Origin of the sequence: Phenylobacterium sp. (assembly GCF_030693625.1) — a bacterium.
Taxonomy (GTDB): domain Bacteria; phylum Pseudomonadota; class Alphaproteobacteria; order Caulobacterales; family Caulobacteraceae; genus Phenylobacterium; species Phenylobacterium ferrooxidans.
This window is the reverse complement of record NZ_JAUYAF010000064.1, coordinates 15,890-41,640: the sequence shown is the minus strand read 5'-3', so window position 1 is coordinate 41,640 and position 25,751 is coordinate 15,890. Positions and strand designations below refer to the sequence as shown.

The window sequence follows — 25,751 nt, the reverse complement described above, 5'->3', positions numbered from 1 at the left end:
GTCGCGCGACCAGGAAAGGACTCGCATGAAGACCCTTGGCCTGCTGGGCGGTATGAGCGCCGAGAGCACGACGCTCTACTATCAGGAGCTCAACCGCCTGGTGCGCGAGCGGCTGGGCGGATTGCACTCGGCGCAGTTGCTGCTGTGGTCGGTGGACTTCGCCGGCATCGCCGAGCTGCAGGCGGCCGGCGACTGGGAGCAGGCCGGCGCGGTGCTGGCCGACGCCGCCCGGCGGCTGGAGGGCGCGGGCGCTGAGGCCATCCTGATCTGCGCGAACACCATGCACCTTGTCGCCGACCAGGTGCAGGCCGCCGTGGCCGTGCCGGTGATCCACATCGCCGATGCGACGGCGCGGGCGGTCAAGGCGGTAGGCTGTTCGCGGCCGCTGCTGCTGGCCACCCGGTTCACCATGGAAAAGGACTTCTACCGCGGCCGGTTGGCCACTCAGGGCGTCGACGCCCTGGTCCCCGATCTGGCCGACCGAGACCGCCTGCACGCCATCATCTATGACGAACTCTGCCAGGGGGTGATCTCGGCGGCGTCGAAAGCTGAGGTGCTGGCCATGATCGACAAGGCCGGAGCCGCCGACTGCGTGATCTTCGGCTGCACGGAGATCGGACTACTGCTGACGCCGGCGGATCTGAGCCTGCCGGTGGTGGACACCGCCCTGGTCCACGCCCAGGCCGGCGCGGATTTCGCGCTGAGCTGAATTCCTCCCCCAGCGCGTCGCGCGGATCGGGGACGTCATTCCGTCGTGACCGTCGCCTGCTAGACGCCTCGTCGTGGAGGCTTCCGATGACCCTGTACGACCTGACCATCCCGAGCTTCCTGCAAAGCCTGCGGGTCCTGGTCCGATTGCTGGACAAGGCGCAGGTGCACTTCGCGATCGAGGGGCGGGATATCGCCGAACTCGCCGCCCTGCGCCTGACGCCGGACATGAAGCCGTTCCCGTTCCACATTGAAGCGGCGATCAACAACGCAGTTGGCGCGGCGGCGCGCCTGAGGGGCCTGCCTGCCGCCAATATCGAAGCGCCGATCACCCTGTCGGAACTGCGCAACGCCTTGGCCGCGGCCATCGCCGAGCTCGAGTCGTTGGAGGCTCACGAATTCGACGGCGCGGAAACGCGCGAAATCGTCCTGCCGAGCCCGAAGGGCGCACGGCGCTTCGCAGGCCTCGACTATGTGCTGAGGCTCGCCCTGTCCAATGTCCATTTCCACGTCGCTATCGCCTACGCCCTCTTGCGGAGAGAGGGCGTGAACATCGGCAAGCGCGATTATCTTGGCGACCTGCCCGCCCGGGCCTAGCTCCCGCTGGCGGATCTCACCTGAGCGGACCTGAAGGCGCGAACGGCGATCAAGAGGTGGCCGACACGCCAAACAGGAAGGGGTGGGCCACGACGAGGCCGACATAGACGACGATGGCCGCCAGTATCCGCCACACGCCGATCTCGCCGATCTTCAGGGTCTGGCGGCCGGACAGGATGGCGCCGAAGGGGGAGGTTGGAGGTCTGGGTGGCGAAGGCGTGCCAGGTCGGGCCCAGCGCTCGCTGGCGCTTGGCGTCGATGCTGGCGGTTCCGGACAGGGCCAGGAGCAGCATCGCGCCGAACAGGATGATGCTGGCGCGGTCGCCGTTCACCAGCAGGTGCCCTGCGGCCCACAGGGCGACGCCCCAGAGGAAGGGATGGCGGGTGATCCGCAGCATGCCCTTGACCACGTCGGGGCGGCTGAGCGTCCCCTCCTGTTTGACGCTGGTGGGGTTGGGGGTGGTCAGGCCCACGACCACGAAGAGGAAGGCCAGGCCCTGCAGCAGCAGCTGAATCTTCCAGGTGAGGGGGGTAATGTCCCAGTACGACGCGTTCCAGGGCGCGGTGCGGGCGTCGGCGTAGCCGAACCCCAGCCAGGCGAGGCCTGCCACAGAGGCCAGGGAGAACAGGCCCATGTACGGGCCGTCGCCGATCTTGGCTGTGATGGCGTCGCGGGCGCGGGTGCCCGAGACGAGCAGGTGCAGCAGCACGAAGAACGCGGCGGCGGCGAGCAGGCTGGCCATGGAAAACCTCCCTCAAGGTAAGGGGAGGGTGCGGCTGTAAATTTACAGTGTCAAGTTTAGCGTTGGTCGTCGTCCGGATCGAGGTCGTCGTCGTCCTCCCAGGGCGGCGGCTCGGCGCCGGCGCGGGGCTGGGGGAGAGGAAGTTCGGCCTGGGGTGTCGGCGGAGGCGTCGGTCCGGGCGCCGCGGGCGGCGGCAGGGGGGCGGTCACGGCGGCGGCGGCGGCGGCGCTGGGGTTCAGGGCGCGGGGGCGGCGCAGGATCGCCTCGGCGCGGGCCAGCCAGCGGTTGGCCTCCAGCACGGCGGCGCCCGGTGAGGCTGCCACGCGGCGGCTCTCGTCCCCGGTCAGCCAGAGGTCGAGTTCGAAATCGGGATGCTGCGGGTCGTCGAAGATCAGCCGCAGGGTGACGCGGGCCGCATGGCTGACCCGCTGGTCCAGAGCGCGGCGGGGCTCCTCGCGGTGGGCGCGGGCCACCACCTGGTCGTCGATGATCAGCTCGGCGCCCATCAGCTCGTCGATCCGGTAGACCAGGCACCAGGCCCCAGCGTCCCAGGCGACGGCGGCAAGGCCCGTGGCGAAGTTGACCCCGACCCCGCGTCCCCGGCCGCGGGCCACCAGCATGGCCTCCGGCTCGCCCTTCAGCACGCGCTTCAGCGCCCGGCCGATCCGCCGGTCCTCATCGAAGAACCAGATCGCGAAGGAGCCCGCGAAGGTCACCGCGGTTCCGGCCAGGGCCAACATCAACAGGAGCCGGACGACGTCGTTCATGGCGCGACGCTAGAGCGATTTCAGGCGAAGTGGAAACCGGTTCGCCGCCCGAAATCGCGCCAGCAGAAATCGCCGGACCGATCTGCGGCCCGGCGGTGTTCGGTCCGCCCGAAAAGCGAACGATCAGCGCGCGTAGTTGATGGAATAGGTCGCTTCCAACAAATTGTTTTCCCGCATGAATTCCGCCATCGATTCATAGGTGGCGGTGCGGATCGGCCCCTGCTGGTCGTCGGTGCGCAGGCGCTGGTCGGCGATGGGGCCAAACAGCCGCAGGACCGCGTTGGCCTTCACCAGGGTCGGCTTGTAGTGGGCCTTCAGATTGGCGGTGATCTGGTCGGGGCTGGCGGTCTGCCAGACGGCCGCGGCGATCACGTTGAGCATGAAGTTGTTGCAGTTCTGGTAGGTCCGCCGCCACGGATTGGCCACCAGGGAGTAGTGCCGATTGTGCACCGCCTGATAGGTCGGGCTGTCGATCACCGCGATGATCCGGCGCTGCATCTCGGGCGAGGGAATGATCACCGCCATGTCGTCGACGGTGGAGCCGCGGGTGAAGTCGAAGGGATAGTCCTGGACCAGCCGGCTCTCGATCTTGGGCCAGGCCTCACCGTCGCCGGCATAGAGATTGTAGACAGCGTAGCCGTGCTGGGTCTTGCCATCGGCGGTCTTGATGGCGCGGTGCACCCAGAAGCCGCCGTGGGTGTAGCTGATCCCCTCCGGAAGCTGGCTGCGCGGCCGGCCGGTGCGGAACACCATGGCCAGCTTGGCGCCTCGGGAAGCCAGGTCGCGCTCCACCTGCTTGGAAAAGGCTGCGGCCTCCGGCGCCGTGAAGTGCGGAGCGACGGCGCGGGCCGAGGAATCCTGGGCGACGGCCGGGACCGCCGCCGTGCTCATCAGCGCGGCGGCGCCGGCGGCGAGAAGGGCGCGGCGGTTCACGTGCTGGCCGGGGCCGGGGTGTTGTAGGGTACGGCCGGCGCCGGATCGGGGGAGACCACGACCTTGTCGTCGACGATCAGCTTGCCGGAGTCGTCGGCGGCCTCGGAAACCGAGGCGCCCGCGCCCACCGACGCCGCGCCGCTGGCCATCATAGCCGAGCCGCCGGCCATGGATCCCGTGGCCACCACACTTGCCGGGACGGCGGAGACGCCGACGGCGGTCTTCACGCCGGAGGAGGCCAGCAGGCCCACGGCCTCCGACGTGGCCGCCGAGGCGCCCGAGGCGTCGGCGCCGCTGTCCTGGGCGAGGGCGGGGGCCGCGGTCAGGGCCAGGGCGACGGAGACGGGCAGGACGAAACGCATAACGGGGGCTTTCATGTTGCGAGCGGCCTCTTAATCATACCGCCTCGATTTCGGTAGTTAAGCTTTCGCAAGCTGAACCATTGCTGACAGAGGCGGCGACTTCGCCGGCGGGGCCTCGAACATCTGCGGGGGGTAGGCGGCCAGGCCCGGGAAAGCGCTCAGCCAGTCCTTGCCCCGGGCCTGCTCCACCAGGGCGGCGCAGAGGGCGGGCGCGGCGGCGGCGTAGTCGGTGACGGGGCGGTAGCCGAGGGCGGCGGCGGCGCTCAGGTCGGCCACCACCGGGGTCTCGACGCTCCATGGGGTGCGGCCCTTCCACCCCCTGGGCGGTCCGGCGAAGGGAGCGAGCGCCGCCTCCGACCCCATGGCCGCCAGGATCGCCGCGCCGATCTCCGCCACGCTCAGCGCCTCCGGATCGGCGGCGTTGAGAACATGGACACCCGGCTGTTCCAGGGCCACACGGGCCAGTTCCGCAAGATTGGCGGTGGCGGTGGTGTGGAACTGGCTCTCGCCGTCGAACGCCAGGGGGATGGTCTCCGCGCCGCGCAGGATCTGGGCCAGGAACCACCATTCCCGGGGCGCCCGACTGCCCGGCCCGTGGACCGCGAAAGGGCGCAGAATCTTGAGCGGCGCGCGGACGCCCGACAGCAGGGCGTCCTCCATCGCAACCTTGTTGCTGGAATAGTCGGCGTTGCTGGCCGGCGCGCGGCGCTGGGTCTCGGACATGGGAAAGGGGTAGGTCGCGCCGCCGCCCAGGCTGCGCCCCTCATCGTCCACATAGACGCTGCCGGTCGAGATGACCGCGAGCGCGCCGAGGCGGTCCTGCAGGGCCAGCCACTGGCGGGCGTGGACCGCGTTGAAGGCCACGGTGTCGATGACCGCGTCGAAGGGGCGGGCCAGGGCGTCACCCAGGGCGCGGTCGTCGTCGCGGTCCAGGACTGTCACCGTCACCCGGCCAGCCAGCACCTGAGGAAGTTCGCCGTGACGCTGGCCGACGGTGACCTCCCAGCCGGCCTCCAGCAGGTTCAGCGCCGCCGCCCGGCCGATCTGGCCCGAACCTCCCAGGATGAAGGCGCGGCGGCTCATGCGCCTAGAGGTCCAGTTCCGTCACCACCGGCACGTGGTCCGACGGCTTGTCCCAGCCCCGGACGTCGCGGTGGATGACGCAGGACAGCAGCTTGTCGGCGGCCTGGGGGGAGAGCAGGGCGTGGTCGATGCGGATGCCGTTGTTCCGCTGCCAGGCCCCGGCCTGATAGTCCCAGAAGGTGTAGCTCTCGGGCGCGCCGTCGATGGCCAGGAAGGCCTCGGTGAGGCCCAGCCACTTCAGCGCCCGGAACGCCTCGCGGCTCTCCGGCTGGAAGAGGGCGTCCTTGGTCCAGTTCTCCGGATGGGCCGCGTCGCGGGGCTCGGGGATGACGTTGAAGTCGCCGTTGAGGACCAGGGGCTCCTCATAGGCCAGCAGCTCGCGGGCGTGGGCGTGCAGGCGCGCCATCCAGGCCAGCTTGTAGGGAAATTTCTCGGTGTCGATGGGATTGCCGTTGGGCAGGTAGATCGAGGCCACGCGGACCGGATTGGGGCCAGAGACCACGGCCTCCAGGTAGCGGGCATGGTCGTCGGCGTCGTCGCCGGGCAGGCCCTTCCGAACATCCTCGAGCGGGGTCTTCGCCAGGATGGCGACGCCATTATAAGTTTTCTGTCCGTGGATGGCGACATTATATCCAAGCCGTTCAAAGGCTTCGACGGGAAATTTCTCGTCGACGCACTTGATTTCCTGCAGGCAGGCGACGTCGGGGGAAACCTCCTCGAACCAGCGCAGCACGGTCTCGAGGCGAGCGTTGACCGAGTTGACGTTCCAGGTGGCGATCTTCATGGGCGTCCTTCGGGGTGGCGGGTCTGACCCGATCTAGCCTCTCGTCGCGGGGATCGCCAAGCAAACAAGCGCGCTATCCTGGCACGCGACCTTTGAGCGCCCGACCGGCGATTCAGTTTGACGGGCCGGGGTCGGATGGGGACCTTGCGCCCATGTCAGGGGCCCCCCGAAAACGACGGCCGCTTTCGCGCCGCGCGCGAATGATCTGGATGGGCGTGGCGACCGCGGCCTGCCTGGCCCTGTTGCCGTTCGGGGCGGTGGGGGCGCTCTTCTCGCCGCTGGTGTTCGACCACGAAGGCAACATCTTCAATCCCCTGGCCTGGATCGCCTTCCTGATGATGATCCTGTTCTGGATCGTCTGCTTGATCGGGCCCTTCGGCGCCTGGGTGCTGTTCAAGCGCGACCAGGAGCAGCTGGCCTGGGCCGCGATGGCCGCGCCCCTGGCCTGGCTGACGGTGCTGGTGGCGATCCTGCAGTTCATTCCAGGCTAGCTGGTCCTGGTCGCGCTTGACCCGTGCGGCCGGCTCTGCCATTTGGCAGCGATTGAGACTTAATCGCAAAACGGAAGACCCCATGACGCTCCATGCCCTGTTCGGAGGGACGGCTCTTGCCCTCCTGGCCGCGATCGTTCCGGCCCAGGCCCAGGTCGCGATTCCCGAGGACAAGGCGGTGGACGAGCTGGTGATCACCGCCATGCGCTTCGACGCGCCCCGCGCCACGGTGCCCTCCACCATCCAGATCATCGGGTCCAACGACCTGCGCATCCAGCAGTCCCTCTCGCAGAGCGCGGTGGAGGCCGTCGCCGCCCTGGTGCCGTCGTTCTCGCCGACCCGGCAGAAGCTGTCGGGGGCCGGTGAGACCCTGCGCGGCCGCTCGCCGCTCTATCTGGTGGACGGAGTGCCGCAGTCGACGCCGCTGCGCGACGACAGCCGCGACGGCTTCACCATCGACCCCTTCTTCATCGACCGCGTCGAGGTGGTGTTCGGCTCCAACGCCATCCAGGGCGTGGGCGCCACCGGCGGGGTGATCAACTATGTCACCGCCCCCACGCCCAAGTCCGAGCAGGGCTGGACCGGAAAGGTCCTGGCGCAGACCAGCTTCGATGACGCAAACCTGGACGACAGCTTCAGTTACAAGGCCGCTGGCCTCGTGGGCCGTGACTTCGGCGCCTGGGACTTCGTGGCCGGCGCGTCCTATGAGCGGCGGGGCGGCTATTTCGACGCCGACGGCCGCCGTATCGGCATCGACGCCACCCAGGGCGAACTGCAGAACTCCGACAGCTGGTCGCTGTTCGGCAAGGCCGGGGTCGACCTGGGCGCCGGGCGACGCCTGGAGGCCATGGTCAACCACTTCGAGCTGGAGGGCGGGAACGACTATGTGCTGGTGAACGGAAACCGCGCCACTGGCCGGCCGGCCAGCGCCGTGAAGGGTGTCCAGCGCGGCCTGCCCACCGCCAACGAGGTCACCTCGGCGGCGATCACCTACAAGGACGGCGACCTGTTCGGCGGCGCCCTGACCGCGCAGGCTTTCGCCCACGACTATCACGGCGTGTTCGGCGGCTCGATCACCGGGACCTTCCAGGACGTGCGGATCGCGCCCATCAACACCCTGTTCGACCAGTCGGCCAACAACTCCGAGAAGCAGGGCTTCAAGCTGGACTACGAGCGCGGCTTCGAGGCCGTGCCCGGCCTGAAGGTGCTGCTGGGACTGGATGGCCTTAAGGACAAGACCTACCAGGAACTGGTGCTGACCAACCGTGTCTGGGTTCCCGAGACCACCTACAAGAGCCTGTCGCCCTTCCTGCAGGTCCACCAGGCGCTGTGGGACGACCGTATCCACTTGTCGGCCGGGGTGCGCCAGGAGAACGCCACCCTGGAAGTCGCCGACTTCACGACCCTGGCGTCGTCGGGCAACACCCGCGTCAGCGGCGGCGAGCCCAGCTTCACCGAGGTGCTGAGCAATGTCGGCGGCACCGTGCGCGTCGTGGACGGTGTGACCGTCTATGCTTCGTATGCTCAAGGCTTCACCATGCCCGACGTCGGCCGGGTGCTGCGCGCCATCAACACTCCGGGCCGCGACATCGACACCTATCTCGACGTCGCTCCGGTGGTCTCCGACAACATCGAACTGGGCGTCGAGTTCACCCGCGGGCCGGTGAACGGGTCCCTGGCCTGGTTCACCTCGTCCTCGGACAAGGGCGCTCTGCTGGTGCTCAACGCCGGCGGCACCTTCGACGTGCAGCGCCAGCGCAACGAGATCGAGGGCGTCGAGGCCACTGTGAAGTGGGCCGCCACCGACTGGCTGACCCTGGGCGCCGCCTATTCGCACCTGGAGGGCCGCACCGACACCAATGGCGATGGCCGCGTCGATGCCGACCTGGACGGCGCCAACATCTCGCCCGACCGCCTGACCCTGACCGCCGACGCCACCTATGGCGATTTCGACTTCCGCCTGCAGGGCCAGGTCTTCGAGGCCCGCAGCTTCCAGGGCCAGCCGGCGGCCAACAGCTTCGAGGGCTATGAACTGCTCGACGCTGTCGCCGCCTGGAACGCCCCCTTCGGGGTGGTCAGCCTGGGCGTCCGCAACCTGCTGGACGCCCAGTACATCACCTACAACAGCGACACGACCAACCCCACCGACAACAGTCGCTACTTCGCCGGCCAGGGCCGCGCGGTCACCCTCGGGATCGTGAAGACCTTCTGATGGGTCTGGTCCGCAGTCTGCACGCCTGGGCCGGCGCGATCCTGGCGCTGATCCTGGTGATCCTCGGCGTCACCGGCTCCCTGCTGGTGCTGCGCGAGGACTGGGTGAAGCTGACGGTCCCGGAGGCGCGCATGGCGGTGACGCCGTCCGCCCCCGTGCTGGGAGCGGCGGCCGAGGCGGTGGAGGCGCAAGGGCGCCCGCGCAGCATGATGTTCGCCGGGCCGCACATCGGCGTCCACCGGCTGACCTATCCCGAGGATGGCATGGCCTACGCCGCCGCCGACGGCGCCATCCTGACCCGCTGGACCGGCGCCGAGCGGGTCGAGCAATGGGTCTTCCAACTGCATCACCGGCTGCTGGCCGGGGAGGGCGGGGAGATCGTGGTGGGAGTGGCGGGTCTGGCCGGCGCCGTGCTCTGCCTGACCGGTGTGATCGTCTGGTTCCCGGCCTGGCGCAGCTTCGCGGGCAGGGTGTGGCCCAGGTCGATGGCGCGGCGTGACCTGGTGTCCTCGCACCGGGACCTCGGCATTCTGATGGCCCTGCCGGTCCTGGTCCTGTGCCTGACCGGTGGGATGATCATCTTCAATGACACCAGCAAGGCGTTGGTGACTCGGCTGGCGCCCGGCGGGATCGAGCCGCCCAAGCCGCCCAAGGCGGGGCAGGGGGATATCGACTGGCCCGTGGCCCTGGGGGGCGCCCAGGCGGTCTTCCCCCAGGCGACCCTGCGGCTGGCCAGCTGGCCGGCCAAGCCCGGCGCGCCGGCGACCATCCGCATGAAGCAGCCGGCCGAGTGGCACCCCAACGGCAGGACCCTGGTCTATATCGACCCGGCGACCTCCAGGGTGATCGGCACGGTGGACGCCCAGGCCTTCGGGCCCGGCGCGCGGTTCCAGAACGCGGTCTACCCGATCCACGCCGCCTCGGTGGGCGGCGGGCTCTATGAGCTGGTGGTGTTCCTGGGGGGCGTCGCCCTGGCGGCCCTGGGCGGGCTCGGCCTCTGGTCGTTCCTGATCCAGCAGCGCCGGAACTGGGCGCGGGAGCGGTGAGGCGCCGCCGGCGCCGATAGCCGACATGCTGATCCCTGTTCGTGTGGATGCCGGACCTTAAGGCGAAAGCGGCGGTCGACGGTGACGCTTCCCCCTCCAAGGTTGAGACGCTAAGCGTCGTTGATGCGCATCGCGATTATCGGGGCCTATGGGCTTATCGGCTCATATGTATCCGCCCGGTTGGCGGCTGACGGTCATGTGGTGGTCGGCGTCGGGCGCGACATCGACGCGGCTCGCCGTCGCTTCCCCGCGCTGGAGTGGAAGCGCGCGGATCTGGCCAAGGCCACGGTCGCGGATTGGGCCACCGTGCTCGCCGACATCGAGGTCGTGATCAACTGCGCCGGTGTCTTGCAGGACAGTCCCCGCGACGACCTGAAGGCTGTCCATGTCGAAGGGGTTCGTCGCCTGGCCAAGGCTTGCGAGGGGATCGGCGTCCGTCGTCTCGTGCATATCTCGGCGGCCGGGGTTGAGCCCGGGCGGGGGACCGCCTTCAACGCCACAAAGCTGGAGGCCGAGACCCTCCTGGCTCAAAGCCCGCTGGAGTGGATCATCCTGCGCCCCGGCCTCGTATTCGCCCCGGCGGCCTATGGCGGCACGGCCTTGTTGCGCGGCCTGGCCGGATTCCCCGGCGCCAGCCCCGTGGTCTTCGGCGAGAGCCTGGTCCAGACCATCGGGGCCGAGGACCTGGCGGTCGCGGTCGCCCGCTGCCTGGCGCCGGACGCGCCAACACGCGTCAGCCTGGACCTCGTCCACGGCGAGGCGCTGACCCTGATTGACCTCGTCGGCCGTCTGCGCGGCTGGCTGGGGCTGCGGCCCGTGCGGACGATCCGCGTGCCGCTCGTTCTGGCCCGCGCGACCGCCGCCGCCAGCGACGCCCTGGCCTGGCTGGGCTGGCGCAGCCCGATGCGCACCGCTGCATTGGAGCAACTGCGGATGGGCGTTCGCGGCCGGACGGAAGACGCGGCGCGCCTGGGATGGGCGCCGCGATCCTTCGACGCCCTGCTGGCCGCCGCCCCCTCGGGCGTGCAAGAGCGCTGGTTCGCCCGCGCCTATTTCGTCAAGCCCGCCATCCTGACCTGCCTGTTCGCCTTCTGGCTGCTGTCAGGGCTGATCGGCCTGACGGTTGGCTTGAAGGACGCCATCGCCGTCCTGACCGCCTCCGGCATGGACGCGAGGCTGGCGGCCGGCGCGGTGATCGGAGGCAGTCTGGTCGATATCGCCCTGGCCCTGCTGCTGATCTGGCGACCGACCGCCGCCCGCGCCTTGCAGGGCATGCTGCTAGTCACGGTTGGCTATCTGCTTGCCGGCGCCCTGGTGCGCCCCGATCTGTGGCTCGACCCCATGGGTCCGCTGCTCAAGAGCATTCCCGCCGCCTTCCTGGCCCTGGCGGCCCTGGCCATGCTGGACGAGCGCTGATGGATCTCTACACCCTGCTGAAGGTCGCGCACGTGGTTGGCGCGACGGTGCTGCTTGGCGCCGGGGCCGGCATCGCCTTCTTCATGCTGATGGCCCATCGCACGGGCGATCCGGCGCTGATCGCCCACACCGCCAGGATCGTGGTGCTGGCCGATACGGTGTTCACGGCCTCGGCGGTGATCCTGCAGCCCATCACCGGCGCGGCCCTGGCGCACCTGGCCGGCTATCCGCTGTTGTCGGGATGGATCGGGCTGAGCCTGGTTCTCTATGTCGTCACCGGCCTGTGCTGGCTGCCGGTGGTGTGGATCCAGATCCGCCTGCGGGACCTGGCCCTGCAAGCCGTCGCCACTGGCGCGCCGCTGCCTGAGCGCTATTTCCGCCTGTTCAGGCTGTGGTTCGTACTGGGTTTCCCGGCTTTTGCGGCGGTGCTGGGCATCGTCTGGCTGATGGTGGCCAAGCCCGCCTTTTGAGGCCTGCAATGTGCGCCCATGAAGCCGTAAAGCGGCATCCCTGACCGCTCTCGACCCCGCAAGGGGAACGTTGGTGTTAGATCGAGAAGCTCACGCCGCAGCCGCAGCTGGACTTGGCGTTGGGGTTGCGGATGCGGAATTCAGCGCCCGCCAGCTCGTCGACATAGTCGATCACCGAGCCCTTCAGCAGGATCAGGCTCATCTCGTCCACCAGGGCCGCGGCCCCGTCCAGCTCGACCCGAAGGTCGTCGGACTGGGGCTCGCTGACCAGGTCGAACTGGTACTGGAATCCCGAGCAGCCGCCACCCTCCACCGCCACGCGCAGCATGACGGGATGACCCTCGGCCTTGCTGAGGTCATGCAGCCTTTGGGCTGCCGTCGGGGAGAGGGTGAGGTCTGATGTGGTCATGATGCGTAAAAGGCCTGTGTGGACTATATGAGGGCCCCACGGCCTCTCACCAAGAGGCCACCCGATATTTGCGAGCATACATGGCTTTGCCGACCCGCGCGCCCTACGCTGAAGACCCCGCCCTCTCCCTGGGCCGGAAGGTGGCGGAGCCCGAGAGCCGCAACCGCACCCCCTTCGCCCGCGACCGCGACCGGATCATCCACGCCACCGCTTTTCGACGGCTGAAGGAGAAGACCCAGGTCTTCGTGGCCCACGAGGGCGACCACTTCCGCACCCGCCTGACCCATTCCCTGGAGGTGGCGCAGGTGGCCCGCTCCCTGGCCTCGGCGCTCGGGCTCGACGCCGATCTGGCGGAGACGATCGCCCTGGCCCACGACCTTGGCCACCCGCCCTTCGGCCATGCCGGTGAGGACGAACTGCAGATCCAGATGGAGCCCTTCGGCGGCTTCGACCACAATGTGCAGACCTTCCGGGTCGTCACCAAGCTGGAGCGCCGCTATCCCCGCTGGGACGGGCTGAACCTCACCTGGGAGACCCTGGTAGGGGTCTTCAAGCACAACGGCCCGGTGACGGCTAAGCTCTCCCAGCCCTCCTGGAACGCCATCAAGGAGTTCGACGCCGAGTACGATCTCGGCCTGGACACCTGGGCCTCGGCCGAGGCCCAGTGCGCGGCCCTGGCCGACGACATCGCCTACAACAACCACGATGTGGACGACGGGGTGCAGGCGGGGCTGTTTCACCTGAAGGAACTGCTGGACGTGCCGCTGATCGGGCCGATCCTGGCCGGCGTCTACAAGGAATACCCTGACCTCGACCCGGGCATCATCCGCCTGGAGGCGGTGCGCCGGATGATCGGGGCGATGATCGACGACGTCCTGGCCGAGACCGCCCGACGCGCCGTGTCCTCCAAGGTGAACTCGGCCGACGACGTCCGCCAGCTCGACCACGCCCTGGTGGCGTTCTCCCGCGATATGCTTGAGGACCTGGGGCGACTGCGGGAATTCCTGATGAACCGCATGTACCGGCACTGGAAGGTGAACCGCACCCGTTCGCAGGCCCGCCGCATTCTGGCCGAGATGTTCCAGTTGTTCATGAGCGAACCCGATGTCCTGCCGACGGAGTGGTTCGCCCGGTCGCAGAACCGCGACGACGCCGGCCGCGCCCGGGTGGTGTGCGACTACATCGCCGGGATGACCGACCGTTTCGCCATCGAAGAGCATCGCAGGCTTTTCCACCTGGACGTCTGGAATTAGGCGTTCCGGGCGGTTCGAAGCCCGCCGCCCTTCGGTACACTGACCCCGACGCCGTGCGATTCGTTTCGCGCGCGCTGACCGATTCCCCTGGGAGCCTTCGATGACCAACCCCGACCGTGGAGCCTATACGCCGCCGACCGACGCGCCGCTGTCCTTTGACGCGCGCCAGCCGGTGCGCGGGACACGGCCCGCGCCGATGATGCTGATCGTCAGCGCCCTGGTGCTGATCGGCCTGGTGGTGGCCATCGTGGTCTTCTATCGCTCCGGCGTGCGCCAGGCCGGCGCCGCCCCCCAGGCGGTGGGCGCCCCCGTGGGCGCGATCAAGGGGCCCGCGCCCGCCGAGGCCCAGCCGGTCGACCCGGCCGCGGGCCTGCAGATCTACCAGTCCACCGAGGGCGGCGACGCCCCGACCGCGCCCAACTTCACCCCCCCGCCGGAACAGCCTGTCGCTCGCCAGCCGGCCCCGGCCGTCGTCGTGACGCCGGCCGCCAAGCCCGCGCCGATCCCGCCGCAGGTGGTGGCCAAGCCGCAGCAGACCGGACCGGTCGCCGCCCTGCCGATCACCCCTGATCCCAAGCCGGTTCCGGCCCTGAAGCCCAGCGTGCCGGCCCCGGCTGTCGGGGGCGCGGCGTCGGTGCAGATCGGCGCCTTCTCATCCTCGGCCCTGGCCGACAAGGGCTGGAGCGACGCGGCCCGCATCGCGCCGGGCGCGACGGCGGGCAAGGGCAAGCGCGTCGAGGCCATCCAGAAGGACGGCGCCACCCTCTACCGGACCGCGGTGACGGGCTTCGCCAGCCGCGCCGACGCCACGGCCTTCTGCGATCAGCTCAAGGCCGCCGGCAAGAGCTGCTTCGTGAAGTGAGCACCAGCGCCTCCATCCTCGGCTGCGCGGGCCTGACCCTCTCCGGGGAGGAGCAGGCCTTCTTCCGCGACGTGCGCCCCTGGGGGTTCATCCTCTTCAAGCGCAACGTGGAAAGCCCTGACCAGGTGCGAGCGCTGACGGAGGCCTTGCGGGCCTGCGTGGAACGGCCCGACGCGCCGATCCTGATCGACCAGGAGGGCGGCCGGGTCGCCCGCCTGGGGCCGCCGCACTGGCGACGCTATCCGCCCGGCCGCGCCTATGGCGACCTGCCGGCCAACGACCCGCTGCTACGGCGAGAGATCACCCGCCTGGGGGGGCGGCTGCTGGCCTATGACCTCTCGGCCCTGGGCATCAATGTCGACTGCGTCCCGGTGCTGGACGTGCCCGCCGAGGGCGCCCACGACATCATCGGAGACCGCGCCTACGCCAAGACCCCCCAGGGCGTGGCCCAGCTGGGGCGGGCGGCCTGCGAGGGCCTGATCGCGGGCGGGGTCCTGCCGGTGATCAAGCATATCCCCGGCCACGGCCGCGCCATGGCTGACAGCCACCACGACCTGCCGGTGGTGGAGGCCAGCTACGAGGACCTCGACGCGCGCGACTTCGCCCCCTTCCGGGTGCTGTCGGACATGCCGATGGCGATGAGCGCCCACGTCGTCTACACCGCCGTCGATCCGCGCGGCCCTGCCACCACCTCCAAGCGGGTCATCAGCACCGTGGTTCGCAAGGCCATCGGCTTCGACGGCCTGCTGATGACCGACGACCTGTCCATGAAGGCGCTGGGCGGCGATTTCACGTCCCGCGCCAAGACCGCCCTGTCGGCCGGCTGTGACGTGGTCCTCCACTGCAACGGCGACATGACCGAGATGAAGGCGGTGATCGCCGGAACCCGCGAGCTCTCCGGGCGCGCCGCCCAGCGCGCCCGCGCGGCCCTGGGCCGCATCGCCCGTGTCCCCGAGCCCTTCGACGCCGAGGAGGCGCGCGCCCGATTCGACGCGGCCTTCGAGGGACGCTGGTCTTGAGCAACACCTTCCAGCCCAATCTGGACTTCGAGGCGGCCACCACCGCGGCTGAGGATGGTGAGGCCCTGATCATCGACCTGGACGGCTACGAGGGTCCGCTGCACGTGCTGCTGGCCCTGGCGCGCAGCCAGAAGGTCGACCTGATGAAGCTGTCGATCACCAAGCTGGCCGACCAGTACCTAGCCTTCGTCCAGCAGGCCCGGCGGATCCGTTTTTCCCTCGCCGCCGACTATCTGGTGATGGCCGCCTGGCTGACCTACCTGAAGTCCCGCCTGCTGCTGCCCAAGCCCGAGCGGCCCAAGGCCGAGGAGCCGCCGGCCGAGGAGATGGCCGCGCAGCTGGCCTTCCGCCTGGCCAAGCTGGACGCTATGCGCAAGTCCGCCGAGGCCCTGCGCGAGGGCCCGCAGCTGGGCCGCGAGGTCTTCCTGCGCGGTGACCCGCAGGCCATCCAGATCATCCCGTCCAACCGCCTCGAAGGTGATCTCTACGGCCTGATGAGCGCCTATATCGCCCAGAGGAAGAAGGAGCAGGGCCGCCACTACACCCCGCGCACGCCCCAGGCCTATCCCCTGGAGGAGGCTCGCGACCGTCTGCGCGAGATGCTGCCCGACCTGTCGCGCTGGACCTCCCTGCAGGGCATCGCGCCCCTGCGGCCCAGCGCCGAGACGGGGCCGAGCCGCGCCTCCTATGTGGCGTCCACCCTCTCAGCCAGCCTGGAGCTGGTGAAGGAAGGGGCCATGGAGGCACGCCAGCTCGAGGCCTTCGCCGACATCTTCCTGCGCGCCCGTCGCGGAGCCGTCGCGTGACGGAACCCGCCGAGCGTCAGGTCGAGGCCCTGCTGTTCGCCGCCGCCGGGCCCCTCAGCCTGGACGACATCGCCAAGCGCCTTCCGGCCAATTCCGATGTCGAGGCGGCCATCGCCGCCCTGCAGGCGACCTACACGGGCCGGGGCGTGGAGCTGGTCTGCGTCGCTGACCGCTGGCGGTTCCAGACGGCCGCCGATCTCGCCTTTCTGATGACCGAGGAGCGCGAAGAGCCCCGGCGCCTCTCCAAGGCCGCCCAGGAGACCCTGGCGATCATCGCCTACCACCAGCCGGTCACCCGCGCGGAGATCGAATCCGTGCGCGGCGTCCAGGCCAGCCGGGGCACCCTGGACGTGCTGCTGGAGCTCGGGCTGGTGCGCATGCGCGGCCGCCGCCGGACGCCGGGCCGGCCGGTCACCTATGGCACCACCGACGCCTTCCTGGAGCACTACGGCCTGGCGGCCCTGGCCGACCTGCCGGGCATGTCCGAGATGAAGGCCGCGGGCCTGCTGAGCCTGGACCTGCCGGCTGACTTCGCCATCCCCAACCCGGGTGGTGGAGCCGATCTGGAGGAGGACCCGCTGGAGGACGACGCGGCGCCTGAATTCCACACAGACTTCCTCGGAGAAGACGAGACTCTCTAGTTCTTTCGCCGCGAGGCAGGGGAGGGATGGAAGGCGTCTGTGCGACGGACTATATTGGATTTGAGCAACGGGCGGGCGTGCGGCCGGTTGGGCCGCCGACGTGAAGGAGTTTTGTCGCCATGGGCGCAATGAGTTGGGTTCACTGGGTCATCGTTCTGGCCGTCGTCGCGCTGCTGTTCGGCGGCCGTGGCAAGCTGTCCTCGATCATGGGCGACGCCGCCAAGGGCATCCGCGCCTTCAAGGACGGGCTGAAGGGCGAGGACGAGGTTGTCGCCGAGACGACCAAGCCGCTGCCGCGCGAAAAAGACGAAGCCCGCAGCTAATCGGCTGCCGTTCCCGGAAATCCGCCCACGCCGGTCCTGATCGGCGTGGGTTTTGATCGTTTAGGCGTGGGCAATGCTTCCTGAAGTCGGCGGGATGGAACTGCTGGTCATCGCGGCGGTCGCATTGATCGTGGTGGGGCCGAAGGATCTGCCCATGCTCCTGCGCAAGCTGGGGCAGTTCGTGGCGCGCCTGCGAGGCATGGCCGACGACTTCCGCGCCAGCTTCGACGAGATGGCCCGCCAGTCCGAACTGGACGACCTGCGCAAGGAGGTCGAGGCCATGCGCAAGGGCCAGGCCGCCGACCACGCGGCCGCCGAGGCCGCCAATGTCGAGATCAATCAGGTGTTTAACGAAATCGGCGACAGCCTGCAGGGCGCCGGCATCCAGTTCCACCCGCCGATGAGCCACCAGTACGCCGACCCCGAAGCCATCGAGGCGCCGGCCCCCGCCCAGGTCCCCGCGGCCAAGCCCAAGGCGCCGCGCGCGCCCAAGGCGGCCGCCAAGACCGCCGCTAGCGCTGTGGCCAAGCCGAAACCCAAGCCCAAGCCGAAGGCCGCCACCGTTAAAGTGGCGACCGCCAAGCCGCCGAAGAAGGCGCCCGCCGCCCGGCCAGCCAAGGGGACGGTCTCTTGAGCGATGTGGACGACGAGATCGAGGCCTCCCGCGCGCCGCTGCTGGAGCATCTGGTCGAGCTTCGCTCCCGGCTGATCATCTGCGTCGCGGCCCTGGCCATCGGCTTTGGGATCTGCTTCGGCTTCGCCACCCAGATCTATATCGCCCTGCTGCATCCCTTCGAGGTCGCCGCCCAGCTGATGGCGGCCCAGAAGGCCAGCGGCGGTGAGAGCGGTCCCTTCGACCTGCTGCTGGCCCTGATCGGCCTCAAGGAAGTCCCCAGCGTCGCCGGCGCGGGCCTCAAGTTCGTCTTCACCGCCCCGCTGGAATTCTTCTTCACCAAGCTGAAGCTGGCCGGCTTCGGCGCCGTGATCCTGACCTTCCCGGTCCTGGCTTGGCAGATCTACGGCTTCGTGGCGCCGGGGCTCTACAAGAAGGAGCGGCACGCCTTCCTGCCCTTCCTGGTGGCTGCGCCGGCCCTGTTCAGCCTGGGCGCGGCCCTGGTCTATTACATGATCCTGCCCTTCGTCCTCTGGTTCTCCCTGTCCCAGCAGATCACCGGCGCCGGCGCGATCTCGGTGGAGCTGCTGCCCAAGGTCTCCGACTACCTGACCCTGGTGACCACCCTGCTGCTGGCCTTCGGGCTCTGCTTCCAGTTGCCGGTGGTCCTGACCCTGCTGGGGATGGCTGGCATTGTGAACTCGACGATGCTGCGCGTCGGGCGCCGCTACGCCATCGTGGGCATCTTCGTTGTCGCGGCCATCGTCACCCCGCCCGATCCCATCAGCCAGACCATGCTGGCCGCCCCCATCATCCTGCTCTACGAAATCTCGATCTGGTGCGTGGCGGCCATCGACCGCCGCCGCAAGCGCGAGGACGAGAGCACGGGGCTCGTGCCGGTCTAGGGCTTGGCCCGGGGGGCGGCGCGCTCTAGAGAAAGCCGCTTACCTCACGGCGGACCCCATGCACGACATTCGAGCCATTCGCGAAACCCCTGAGCTTTACGAGAAAGCCTGGGCTGCGAAGGGACGTTCCGGGGCCGCGGCCCAGGCGATCGAGCTCGACGGCAAGGTGCGCGCGGCCAAGACCGCCGCCGAGACCGCCCAGGCCAAGCGCAATGAACTCTCCAAGCTGATCGGCCAGGCCAAGGCCCAGAAGAACGAGGCCGAGGCCCAGCGCCTGTTGGCCGAGGTCGAGAGCCTGAAGGGCGCGGGCGCCGAGCAGGCGGAAGCCGAGAAGGCCGCCAGCGGCGAGCTCTTCGACCTGCTGGCCGCCCTGCCGAACCTGCCCATGGCCGATGTGCCGCCGGGCGCGGACGAGAACGACAATGTCGAGCTGCGCCGCTGGGGCGAGCCGAACCATATCGCTTCGCCCAAGGATCACGTGGACCTGGGCGGGGCTCTCGGCCTGATGGACTTCGAGGCCGCGTCGAAGATGAGCGGCGCGCGGTTCGTGGTGCTGAAGGGCCAGCTGGCGCGGCTGGAACGCGCGCTGGGCCAGTTCATGCTGGACGTCCAGACCCAGGAGCACGGCTATACCGAGGTGTCGCCGCCGCTGCTGGTGCGCGACGAGGCGGTGTTCGGCACCAACCAGTTGCCCAAGTTCGCCGAGGACCTGTTCCACACCACCGACGGCCGCTGGCTGATCCCCACCGCCGAGGTGTCGCTGACCAATCTGGTGCGCGAGCAGATCACCCCGGAGGAGGAGCTGCCGCTGCGGCTCACCGCCCTGACGCCCTGCTTCCGCTCGGAGGCCGGCGCCTCGGGCCGTGACACCCGCGGCATGATCCGCCAGCACCAGTTCTACAAGGTCGAGATGGTGTCGATCACCACGCCCGATCAGTCCGCCGACGAGCACGACCGCATGATCGGCTGCGGGGAGGCGATCCTGAAGGCCCTGAACCTGCCCTTCCGCTCGATGTTGCTCTGCGCCGGCGACATGGGCTTCGGCGCCCGCAAGAGCGTCGACCTGGAGGTCTGGATTCCCTCGGAAGGCCGCTATCGCGAGATCAGCTCGATCTCCAACTGCGGCGACTTCCAGGCCCGGCGCATGGACGCCCGCACCAAGGCGGCCGGCGAGAAGGGGACGCGTTTCGTCCACACCCTGAACGGCTCGGGCCTGGCCGTGGGCCGCACCCTGGTGGCGGTGATGGAGAACTATCAGGACGAGAATGGCCGCATCGCCATTCCCCAGGCCCTGCATCCCTACCTGCCGGGCCTGACCCATATCGGCGGTGAGGCGTGAGGATCCTGCTGACCAATGACGACGGCATCCATGCCGAAGGCTTGGTCGCCCTGGAAAACATCGCCAGGGTCCTCACCGACGACATCTGGATCTGCGCGCCGGAATACGAGCAGTCGGGCGCGAGCCGGGCGCTCACCCTGTCCGATCCCGTCCGGGTGCGGAAGCTGGACCCCCGCCGCTTCGCCACCTCGGGCACACCCACCGACTGCGTGATGCTGGCGATCTCCGAACTGATCGAGGGCGCCAAACCCGACCTCGTGCTGTCGGGGGTCAATCGCGGGGCCAACCTGGCCGAGGACGTGACCCTTTCGGGCACTGTGGCCGGGGCCATCGAGGGCATGGCCATGGGCATTCCCTCCATCGCGCTCTCCCAGACCGGCTGGCCGACGGGCAATGACGACATCTTCGCGCCCGCCGAGCGGTTCGCGTCGGGCATCATCCGCAAACTGGTCGAGACCGGGTGGCCTAAGGACGTGATCATCAACGTCAACTTCCCCTCCCGGCCCGTGGAGCAGATCACCGAGGTCGAGGTCACTCGCCAGACCTTCCGCGACGTGAATGTTCGCCACGCCGAGAAACGCACCGATCTGCGGAACCGCGAGTACTACTGGATGGGTTTCCGGCAGGAACTGTCCTCGCCCGCGGCCGGGACGGACCTCAAGGCGATTTACGATGGAAAGATTTCAGTCACGCCCTTGCGCATCGACCTGACTCACCTTGAGACCGTCTATCGGCTCAAGGGCGTGCTCGGCGGCGTGCCGCCCAAGGCGTAGGTGACAGGACCGATGGCCAAACCGGAGAAGGACTCGCCCGAAACGCGGCTGGCGCGCCTGATCCTGAATCTGCGTTCGCAGGGGGTCAGCGACGCCGGCGTGCTCAACGCCATCGAGACGACGCCGCGCGACCTGTTCACACCCGACCTGTTCCAGGAACGCGCCTGGGAGGATTCGGCCCTGCCGATCGCCTGCGGCCAGACCATCAGCCAGCCCTTCATCGTGGGTCTCATGACCCAGGCGCTGGGGGTGGAGAAACGCGACCGGGTGCTCGAGATCGGCACCGGATCCGGCTACCAGACCACCGTGCTCTCCAAGCTCTCTCGACTGGTCTACACGGTGGAGCGCTACCGGACGCTGATGGGGGAGGCCGAGGCCCGCTTCAAGCAACTTGGTCTCACCAATGTGATCACCCGGTTCGGCGACGGCGGCCTGGGCTGGCCCGAGCAGGCGCCTTTCGACCGCATTCTGGTCACAGCAGCGGCGCCGGATGAGCCCAAGGCTTTGCTTTCGCAGTTGAAACCAACGGGGGTGTTGGTGGCGCCAATCGGCAAGGGGCCTGTCCAGAGCCTGAAACGCTACACCGGCGACGGCAAGGGCGGCTTTGTGGTGGAGGCTCTGACCGACGTCCGGTTCGTGCCCCTGCTGGACGGCGTAGCCAGAGAGCTTTAGCCGTCCACAACCTTACGAGTTTGTGGGTTGGCGATGGCGGGCTCCTTAACCCATCATTAACCCCGACGCCTCGACTGATTCCGAACCCATAGAGCGGAGCGGCGATGACGCTTTCTTATTCCCGAACGGCCCTGATCCTGTTGGCGGCGACGTCCCTCAGCGCCTGCACGACCTATGCGCCGTTTGGCGAGGACGCCCAGGTGGCGCGGCCGAACTATCCGACGCGCCTGCCCCCGCCGGACACCCAGACCTTGCCGCCGGCCCAGAGCGGGCCGGATCAGGCGCCGGCGCCACAGGCGGGTCCCGCGACCAGCCCCGTGCAGAGCCGACCGCTCGACCCTGTGCCCAACGGTCCGGCCTATGTGACTCCGTCAACGCCGCCCTACACCCCGCCGCCGGCCTATCAGCCGCCGTATCAGCCGCCGCCGGTGGTGATGCAGACCATCACCAAGCAGACGGTGACCGGAAAGGTGGTGGCCGCCGCCGGGCCGCCGAAGAGCCATACGGTCAAGAGCGGTGACAATCTTGACGCCATCGCGCGCGCCATGGGCACGACGCGCAAGCAACTGGCCGAAGACAACGACCTGAAGGAACCCTACGTCCTGAGGCCCGGCAAGGTGCTGAAGGGCCCCTCAAGCGACGCCAAGGCCTATGTGGTGGGCTCCGGTGACACCCTCTACGCCATCGCCCGACGCTTCTCGGTCACGGGTCAGGCCCTGGCCGAGGCCAACGACATGGGCCTTGACGATCCGCTCACCACCGGCAGGAAGCTGATCTTGCCCGACGGCTTCAAGGACAAGGGTCCGACGACGGTCACCACCCGCGTCCAGGTTCCGGGGACCGGCCTGCAGACGCCTGCGCCCGCGCCCTTCCAGCCGCAGGCTCCCGCGCAGCAAACCCCGACCTACACCCCGCCTCCGATCGTCCAGCCGGAGCCCGAGCCGCCGCGCACCACGACGACGAGCAGCACCAAGACCTCGGTCACCGGCAAGCTGGTGGACGTGGCCGGTCCGCCGCAAATCTACACCGTCAAGAACGGTCAGGCCCTGGACGCCATCGCGCGCGCCATGGACACCACCCGCAAACAGCTCGCCGACGACAACAAGCTCAAGGAACCCTACGTCCTTCACGCCGGTGACAAGCTGAAGGGTCCCAGGACCACGATGAAGGCCTATGTGGCGGGGTCCGGCGACACCCTCGCCCTGATCGCCCGACGCTTCAGTGTGACCCCCAAGGCGCTGGCCGCGGCCAATGACATGAAGGTGGGCGACGCCATCAGGTCGGGGCGCAAGATCACCCTGCCGGACGGCTACAAGGACAAGGGCCCGATCAAGGAAACCGTCCGCACGACGGTGACTCTGCCGCCCGAACCGCGCCGTGATCCAACCCCGGCCGCCCCGCCGCCGAGCCGGCCCTTTACGCCGCCGCCCGCGCAGCCGGTGACGCCGCCGCCTTCGACCAGCAATTACAGCCGGCCGACTCCGCCCACGCCCAGCCGGCCGACGCCGCCACCCGCCTCGAGCTCTGGTCCGCTGTCCGACAGCCAGATCACCGCCCAGGGCCGGGGCCGGTTCAACTGGCCGCTGCGCGGCGACATCATTTCCGACTTCGGTCCCAAGGGGACGGGCCAGCGCAATGATGGCCTCAATATCCGCGCCAACGCCGGGGAAGCCGTGCGCGCCGCCGCCGGCGGGGATGTGGTCTATGCCGGCGACCAGGTGCCCGGGTTCGGCAACCTGGTGCTGATCAAGCACCCCGACGGCTGGGTCACGGCTTATGGCCACCTGGCCCGGCTGGACGTGAAGATGCAGCAGAAGGTGGTCCAGGGGCAGCAGATCGGCCAGGCTGGAACCAGCGGCGGGGTTTCCGAACCCCAACTGCACTTCGAGGTCCGCTTCGCATCGGCGCCCAGTGAACGGGCCAGGCCTATTGATCCGAAGCTGGTGCTGGGTCGCTAGCCCCTCCTCATCAGGCTGGTCCAAGCCCTGGCTGGCTGACCTGGGTGCGCGAGACCTTGGAGCCTTACGCCCCAGCCCCTAGAGCCTCTTTCGATAGGGTGTGAACGGTCGCCCTACCGAAAGTGCTCTAAGCTGCTGAATTGGAGACAATTCCGTGCTGTCCGATTGAAGCAATCAGATCGGAAGGAGCTAGTGGAAGAACCAGTCGTTTTGCGGGCTCAGCGCCGCAGGGGAGACATGGTCGATCGTGGTGACGAGCACCGCAGCCCCGGCGCCCACCCCATCGGCGTCGAAATAGATCGACACGCCGTCAGCTCCGTCGGAACGGAACTGGATATACTGATCGGCGACGGGATCGGACCCTCCGTAGCCTACCGAGGCGAAAAGGTCGCGCAGGTCGATCATGTCCTGGCCACGTACGAAGTCCGTGATGTGGCCCCCATTCGTGGGCAGGCGCTGGAACTGAAAGATGTCACGACCCTCGCCCCCGGTGAGCACGTCGGCCCCCCGGCCCGCCAAAAGAATGTCATTCCCGGCGCCACCGCTCAGGGTGGACCCCGCGTCGTTTGACGTCAGGCGGTTGTTGAGTTCGTTGCCGACTGCTGCCTGGGGGGACGCACCAACGAGCTTGAGGTTCTCGACGTTCGCTGAAAGCGTGTAGCTGGGAGATGTGCTGAGCACCTGATCGACGCCTCCGCCAGCGTTCTCAATAACGATGTCGCCAAGGCGGTCCACCACATAGGTGTCGTCCCCGCCAGCGCCCCTCATCTTGTCCGCGTTGCCCCTGCCATCAATGAAATCGTTGCCGGGGAGGCCCGTGAGTGTGTCCGGCTTGGCCGACCCCAGGAACATTCTCGTATAGGCGCCGCTATCGGGAAGGGCGAAGAGGCTGTTCGAATAGGCGGGCGCTAGGGGATCGGCCACCGGTGGCGGGGCCGTCTGGCCAGCCGGGGCCACCACGCTCGAGACGGTCACACCCGGCAGCGCGTAGGCCCGAATGTAGTCGATCTTCAGCTCCGCGGGGAGCGCGCCGTTATCGACCGTCCCCGCCCAGCCGCCGACCGCCATATTGGCCAGCATGAACATCGGCTTGTTCATGTCCGATGGCGTGGCCGCCTGGAATACCTGAACCCCGTCGACGTACCAGCTCAAGCTCGAGGGGGTCCAAAGCACCCCGTAGGTATGCATGCCATCGGGCGTATCGGGAGTGAAAGACGCGATCCCGCTTGAGGTATGTCCGCCGACGCCAGAGTGAGCGGTGGTCCACGTGGCGTTGGGATCCTGCGAGAGGACCTCCATGACATCGAGCTCAGGCGGCCACGATCCGTCCTTGGGCAGCAGCCAGAAGGCCGGCCAGGCGCCGGCTGCCTGCGGAACGTCGGCGCGCATCTCGAAGTAGCCGTAGGTTTGGGCGAAGGTCGGTTGGGTCGTGATCAGCCCTGACGTGTATCCGTAGCCGAAAATCTCAGAATTCACCGAGGGCTTGGCCCAGATCGAGAGACTACCATCTGGGTTGTTCACGAAGGGCGTGTCCGAAAAGTCCCCGTTGTGATCCCGGAAATAGGGAGAGGTGTAGATCTGCAGTTCACTGTTGTTGACGAGCGAGTAGCTCCCAACGCCTTGCGTGCCTTGATACCCAAAGTCCGGCCGCCACAGGCCCGAGGGGTTGCTTTCCTTGTCCCAGATCGACAACTGGCCGGAGAATTCGTCCGCGAAGCTCAGGGAGCCAAGCTTCGACGGGTCCAACTGGAGCTGGAAATTCGCCGCCGTCAGCTTGTCCAACGTTACGTCGCGCAGGATCAGGCCATCGCCGTCCCCCAGATCAAGCTTGACGTCAGTCCCCACCTGGCTGAGCCGGGGCTGTAGTTGACCGAAGGCGGAGAAGCCGGCCTTCAACCGGATGACGTCCTCAGCGACGCTGAAGTCCTGGATAACGTCATTGCCTTCGCCCTTGTAGACGATGAAGACGTCGGCGCCGGCGCCGCCGATCAGGATGTCCTGCCCCCCGCCGCCGTAGATCTGTTCCTTGCCAGAGCCGCCTCGCACGATGTTATCGACGGCGTTTCCGGCTGCGTAGAGGTTGTCGCCGCTAATCTCGACATTCTCCACATTGGCGTAGTTGCCGAGGTAGACGTTTTGCCAGGCGACGATCTTGTCCGTCCCGCCGCCCGCCTGTTCGACGATGCGGTCGGTTGAGGTTTTCAAATAGTAGGTGTCGTCGCCGCCGCCCCCGATCATCAGGTCCCCCTGACCGCCCCAAAAGCCTTCGGCAAGACTGGTCCCGGTCAGGGTGTCGATCCCGCCGGCGCCATAGAAATTTGAAACCGACGGGCCAGTCTCGACGGCGAGGGCGCCGTCATATTTGTAGAGAGCCATGCGTTTTTCCCCGACTTCATGCGGTTGCCCCGCATGCCGTCGAGTAAAGGAGTCCTACCCTTAAGTTTGTGTCGCCAGATGTCGCAGCGGTCTTGGCGCATCGGCTAAGGAAGAAAGGACTGTCGCGCCTCTCAGCCTCATGAGAACTGAAATTCAAGGACTTGTAGCTTGACCATGGCGAATGGTTGCT

27 protein-coding genes are annotated in these 25,751 nt (G+C 68.3%); 19 read left to right on the top strand and 8 right to left on the bottom strand.

The annotated features are described in order from the left end of the window. The first annotated feature begins 25 nt into the window (after nucleotides 1–25). A complete protein-coding gene (locus Q8N10_RS13870) occupies nucleotides 26–709 on the top strand; it encodes an aspartate/glutamate racemase family protein (protein ID WP_304779365.1) in 684 nt (227 codons plus the stop codon). An 86-nt stretch (nucleotides 710–795) separates the two neighbouring features. Continuing rightward, complete coding sequence (locus Q8N10_RS13865) at nucleotides 796–1,305, top strand: DUF1993 domain-containing protein (RefSeq protein WP_304779368.1); 510 nt, start codon at nucleotides 796–798, stop codon at nucleotides 1,303–1,305. Here the strand turns inward: Q8N10_RS13865 and Q8N10_RS13860 are convergent. From Q8N10_RS13860 to xth, 6 genes are all read right to left on the bottom strand, one after another. Further along, on the bottom strand, nucleotides 1,302–2,048 hold the full coding sequence (locus Q8N10_RS13860) for an NnrU family protein (protein WP_304779371.1): 747 nt from the start codon (nucleotides 2,046–2,048) through the stop codon (nucleotides 1,302–1,304). The two genes, Q8N10_RS13865 and Q8N10_RS13860, sit on opposite strands and share 4 nt — an antisense overlap. Before the next feature lie 56 nt (nucleotides 2,049–2,104). Then, nucleotides 2,105–2,815, bottom strand: a complete 711-nt coding sequence (locus tag Q8N10_RS13855) for a hypothetical protein (protein WP_304779373.1) — start codon at nucleotides 2,813–2,815, stop codon at nucleotides 2,105–2,107. Between the two features lie 123 nt (nucleotides 2,816–2,938). Further along, nucleotides 2,939–3,748, bottom strand: coding sequence for a DUF2145 domain-containing protein (locus tag Q8N10_RS13850; protein WP_304779376.1), 810 nt, complete (start codon nucleotides 3,746–3,748; stop codon nucleotides 2,939–2,941). After that, complete coding sequence (locus Q8N10_RS13845) at nucleotides 3,745–4,125, bottom strand: hypothetical protein (RefSeq protein ID WP_304779378.1); 381 nt, start codon at nucleotides 4,123–4,125, stop codon at nucleotides 3,745–3,747. The genes Q8N10_RS13850 and Q8N10_RS13845 overlap by 4 nt, the downstream gene beginning before the upstream one ends. A 42-nt stretch (nucleotides 4,126–4,167) precedes the next feature. After that, nucleotides 4,168–5,193, bottom strand: coding sequence for an NAD-dependent epimerase/dehydratase family protein (locus tag Q8N10_RS13840; RefSeq protein WP_304779381.1), 1,026 nt, complete (start codon nucleotides 5,191–5,193; stop codon nucleotides 4,168–4,170). Nucleotides 5,194–5,197: 4 nt separating this feature from the next. Then, nucleotides 5,198–5,977 (bottom strand): exodeoxyribonuclease III, encoded by a 780-nt coding sequence (gene xth, locus Q8N10_RS13835; RefSeq protein WP_304779383.1) that lies wholly within the window; start codon nucleotides 5,975–5,977, stop codon nucleotides 5,198–5,200. 209 nt (nucleotides 5,978–6,186) lie between these two features. Between xth and Q8N10_RS13830 the strand changes: the two genes are divergently transcribed. From Q8N10_RS13830 to Q8N10_RS13810, 5 genes are all read left to right on the top strand, one after another. Continuing rightward, nucleotides 6,187–6,468, top strand: a complete 282-nt coding sequence (locus Q8N10_RS13830) for a hypothetical protein (RefSeq protein WP_304779386.1) — start codon at nucleotides 6,187–6,189, stop codon at nucleotides 6,466–6,468. Between the two features lie 82 nt (nucleotides 6,469–6,550). Next, nucleotides 6,551–8,680 (top strand): TonB-dependent receptor, encoded by a 2,130-nt coding sequence (locus Q8N10_RS13825; protein ID WP_304779389.1) that lies wholly within the window; start codon nucleotides 6,551–6,553, stop codon nucleotides 8,678–8,680. Continuing rightward, nucleotides 8,680–9,726, top strand: coding sequence for a PepSY domain-containing protein (locus Q8N10_RS13820; RefSeq protein WP_304779391.1), 1,047 nt, complete (start codon nucleotides 8,680–8,682; stop codon nucleotides 9,724–9,726). Before Q8N10_RS13825 ends, Q8N10_RS13820 begins: the two co-directional genes overlap by 1 nt. A 123-nt stretch (nucleotides 9,727–9,849) precedes the next feature. Further along, nucleotides 9,850–11,142: an SDR family oxidoreductase gene (locus Q8N10_RS13815; RefSeq protein ID WP_304779394.1), complete on the top strand. Its 1,293-nt coding sequence runs from the start codon at nucleotides 9,850–9,852 to the stop codon at nucleotides 11,140–11,142. Beyond that, on the top strand, nucleotides 11,142–11,612 hold the full coding sequence (locus Q8N10_RS13810) for a DUF2269 domain-containing protein (protein ID WP_304779396.1): 471 nt from the start codon (nucleotides 11,142–11,144) through the stop codon (nucleotides 11,610–11,612). Before Q8N10_RS13815 ends, Q8N10_RS13810 begins: the two co-directional genes overlap by 1 nt. Nucleotides 11,613–11,688: 76 nt before the next feature. On the opposite strand, the gene erpA is transcribed toward Q8N10_RS13810, so the two are convergent. Further along, the gene (gene erpA / locus Q8N10_RS13805; protein ID WP_215339752.1) at nucleotides 11,689–12,021 is read right to left on the bottom strand and encodes an iron-sulfur cluster insertion protein ErpA; all 333 of its coding nucleotides are present in this window, start codon (nucleotides 12,019–12,021) and stop codon (nucleotides 11,689–11,691) included. Between the two features lie 80 nt (nucleotides 12,022–12,101). On the opposite strand from erpA, the gene Q8N10_RS13800 reads away from it, so the two are divergent. The 12 genes from Q8N10_RS13800 (at nucleotide 12,102) to Q8N10_RS13745 (ending at nucleotide 23,185) form a co-directional block, all read left to right on the top strand. Further along, nucleotides 12,102–13,274, top strand: a complete 1,173-nt coding sequence (locus Q8N10_RS13800; RefSeq protein WP_305663942.1) for a deoxyguanosinetriphosphate triphosphohydrolase — start codon at nucleotides 12,102–12,104, stop codon at nucleotides 13,272–13,274. Between the two features lie 100 nt (nucleotides 13,275–13,374). After that, nucleotides 13,375–14,136: an SPOR domain-containing protein gene (locus Q8N10_RS13795; RefSeq protein WP_304779414.1), complete on the top strand. Its 762-nt coding sequence runs from the start codon at nucleotides 13,375–13,377 to the stop codon at nucleotides 14,134–14,136. Further along, complete coding sequence (gene nagZ / locus Q8N10_RS13790) at nucleotides 14,133–15,155, top strand: beta-N-acetylhexosaminidase (RefSeq protein ID WP_305663941.1); 1,023 nt, start codon at nucleotides 14,133–14,135, stop codon at nucleotides 15,153–15,155. The genes Q8N10_RS13795 and nagZ overlap by 4 nt, the downstream gene beginning before the upstream one ends. Continuing rightward, the gene (locus Q8N10_RS13785; RefSeq protein ID WP_304779419.1) at nucleotides 15,152–15,961 is read left to right on the top strand and encodes a ScpA family protein; all 810 of its coding nucleotides are present in this window, start codon (nucleotides 15,152–15,154) and stop codon (nucleotides 15,959–15,961) included. The genes nagZ and Q8N10_RS13785 overlap by 4 nt, the downstream gene beginning before the upstream one ends. Next, nucleotides 15,958–16,602, top strand: coding sequence for an SMC-Scp complex subunit ScpB (scpB, locus tag Q8N10_RS13780; RefSeq protein WP_304779420.1), 645 nt, complete (start codon nucleotides 15,958–15,960; stop codon nucleotides 16,600–16,602). The genes Q8N10_RS13785 and scpB overlap by 4 nt, the downstream gene beginning before the upstream one ends. Before the next feature lie 119 nt (nucleotides 16,603–16,721). After that, the gene (gene tatA, locus Q8N10_RS13775; protein ID WP_304779421.1) at nucleotides 16,722–16,925 is read left to right on the top strand and encodes a twin-arginine translocase TatA/TatE family subunit; all 204 of its coding nucleotides are present in this window, start codon (nucleotides 16,722–16,724) and stop codon (nucleotides 16,923–16,925) included. A 73-nt stretch (nucleotides 16,926–16,998) separates the two neighbouring features. Further along, the gene (gene tatB / locus Q8N10_RS13770; RefSeq protein ID WP_304779422.1) at nucleotides 16,999–17,559 is read left to right on the top strand and encodes a Sec-independent protein translocase protein TatB; all 561 of its coding nucleotides are present in this window, start codon (nucleotides 16,999–17,001) and stop codon (nucleotides 17,557–17,559) included. Next, nucleotides 17,556–18,443: a twin-arginine translocase subunit TatC gene (gene tatC / locus Q8N10_RS13765; protein ID WP_304779423.1), complete on the top strand. Its 888-nt coding sequence runs from the start codon at nucleotides 17,556–17,558 to the stop codon at nucleotides 18,441–18,443. Before tatB ends, tatC begins: the two co-directional genes overlap by 4 nt. Nucleotides 18,444–18,501: 58 nt before the next feature. Beyond that, the gene (gene serS, locus Q8N10_RS13760; protein WP_304779424.1) at nucleotides 18,502–19,782 is read left to right on the top strand and encodes a serine--tRNA ligase; all 1,281 of its coding nucleotides are present in this window, start codon (nucleotides 18,502–18,504) and stop codon (nucleotides 19,780–19,782) included. Next, a complete protein-coding gene (surE, locus tag Q8N10_RS13755; protein ID WP_304779425.1) occupies nucleotides 19,779–20,555 on the top strand; it encodes a 5'/3'-nucleotidase SurE in 777 nt (258 codons plus the stop codon). Before serS ends, surE begins: the two co-directional genes overlap by 4 nt. Before the next feature lie 12 nt (nucleotides 20,556–20,567). Then, a complete protein-coding gene (locus Q8N10_RS13750; protein WP_304779428.1) occupies nucleotides 20,568–21,227 on the top strand; it encodes a protein-L-isoaspartate(D-aspartate) O-methyltransferase in 660 nt (219 codons plus the stop codon). Nucleotides 21,228–21,331: 104 nt separating this feature from the next. Next, a complete protein-coding gene (locus Q8N10_RS13745; RefSeq protein WP_304779430.1) occupies nucleotides 21,332–23,185 on the top strand; it encodes a LysM peptidoglycan-binding domain-containing protein in 1,854 nt (617 codons plus the stop codon). A 189-nt stretch (nucleotides 23,186–23,374) separates the two neighbouring features. Here the strand turns inward: Q8N10_RS13745 and Q8N10_RS13740 are convergent, their stop codons facing one another. Continuing rightward, the gene (locus Q8N10_RS13740) at nucleotides 23,375–25,561 is read right to left on the bottom strand and encodes a family 16 glycosylhydrolase (protein WP_304779433.1); all 2,187 of its coding nucleotides are present in this window, start codon (nucleotides 25,559–25,561) and stop codon (nucleotides 23,375–23,377) included. Nucleotides 25,562–25,751 lie beyond the last annotated feature (190 nt).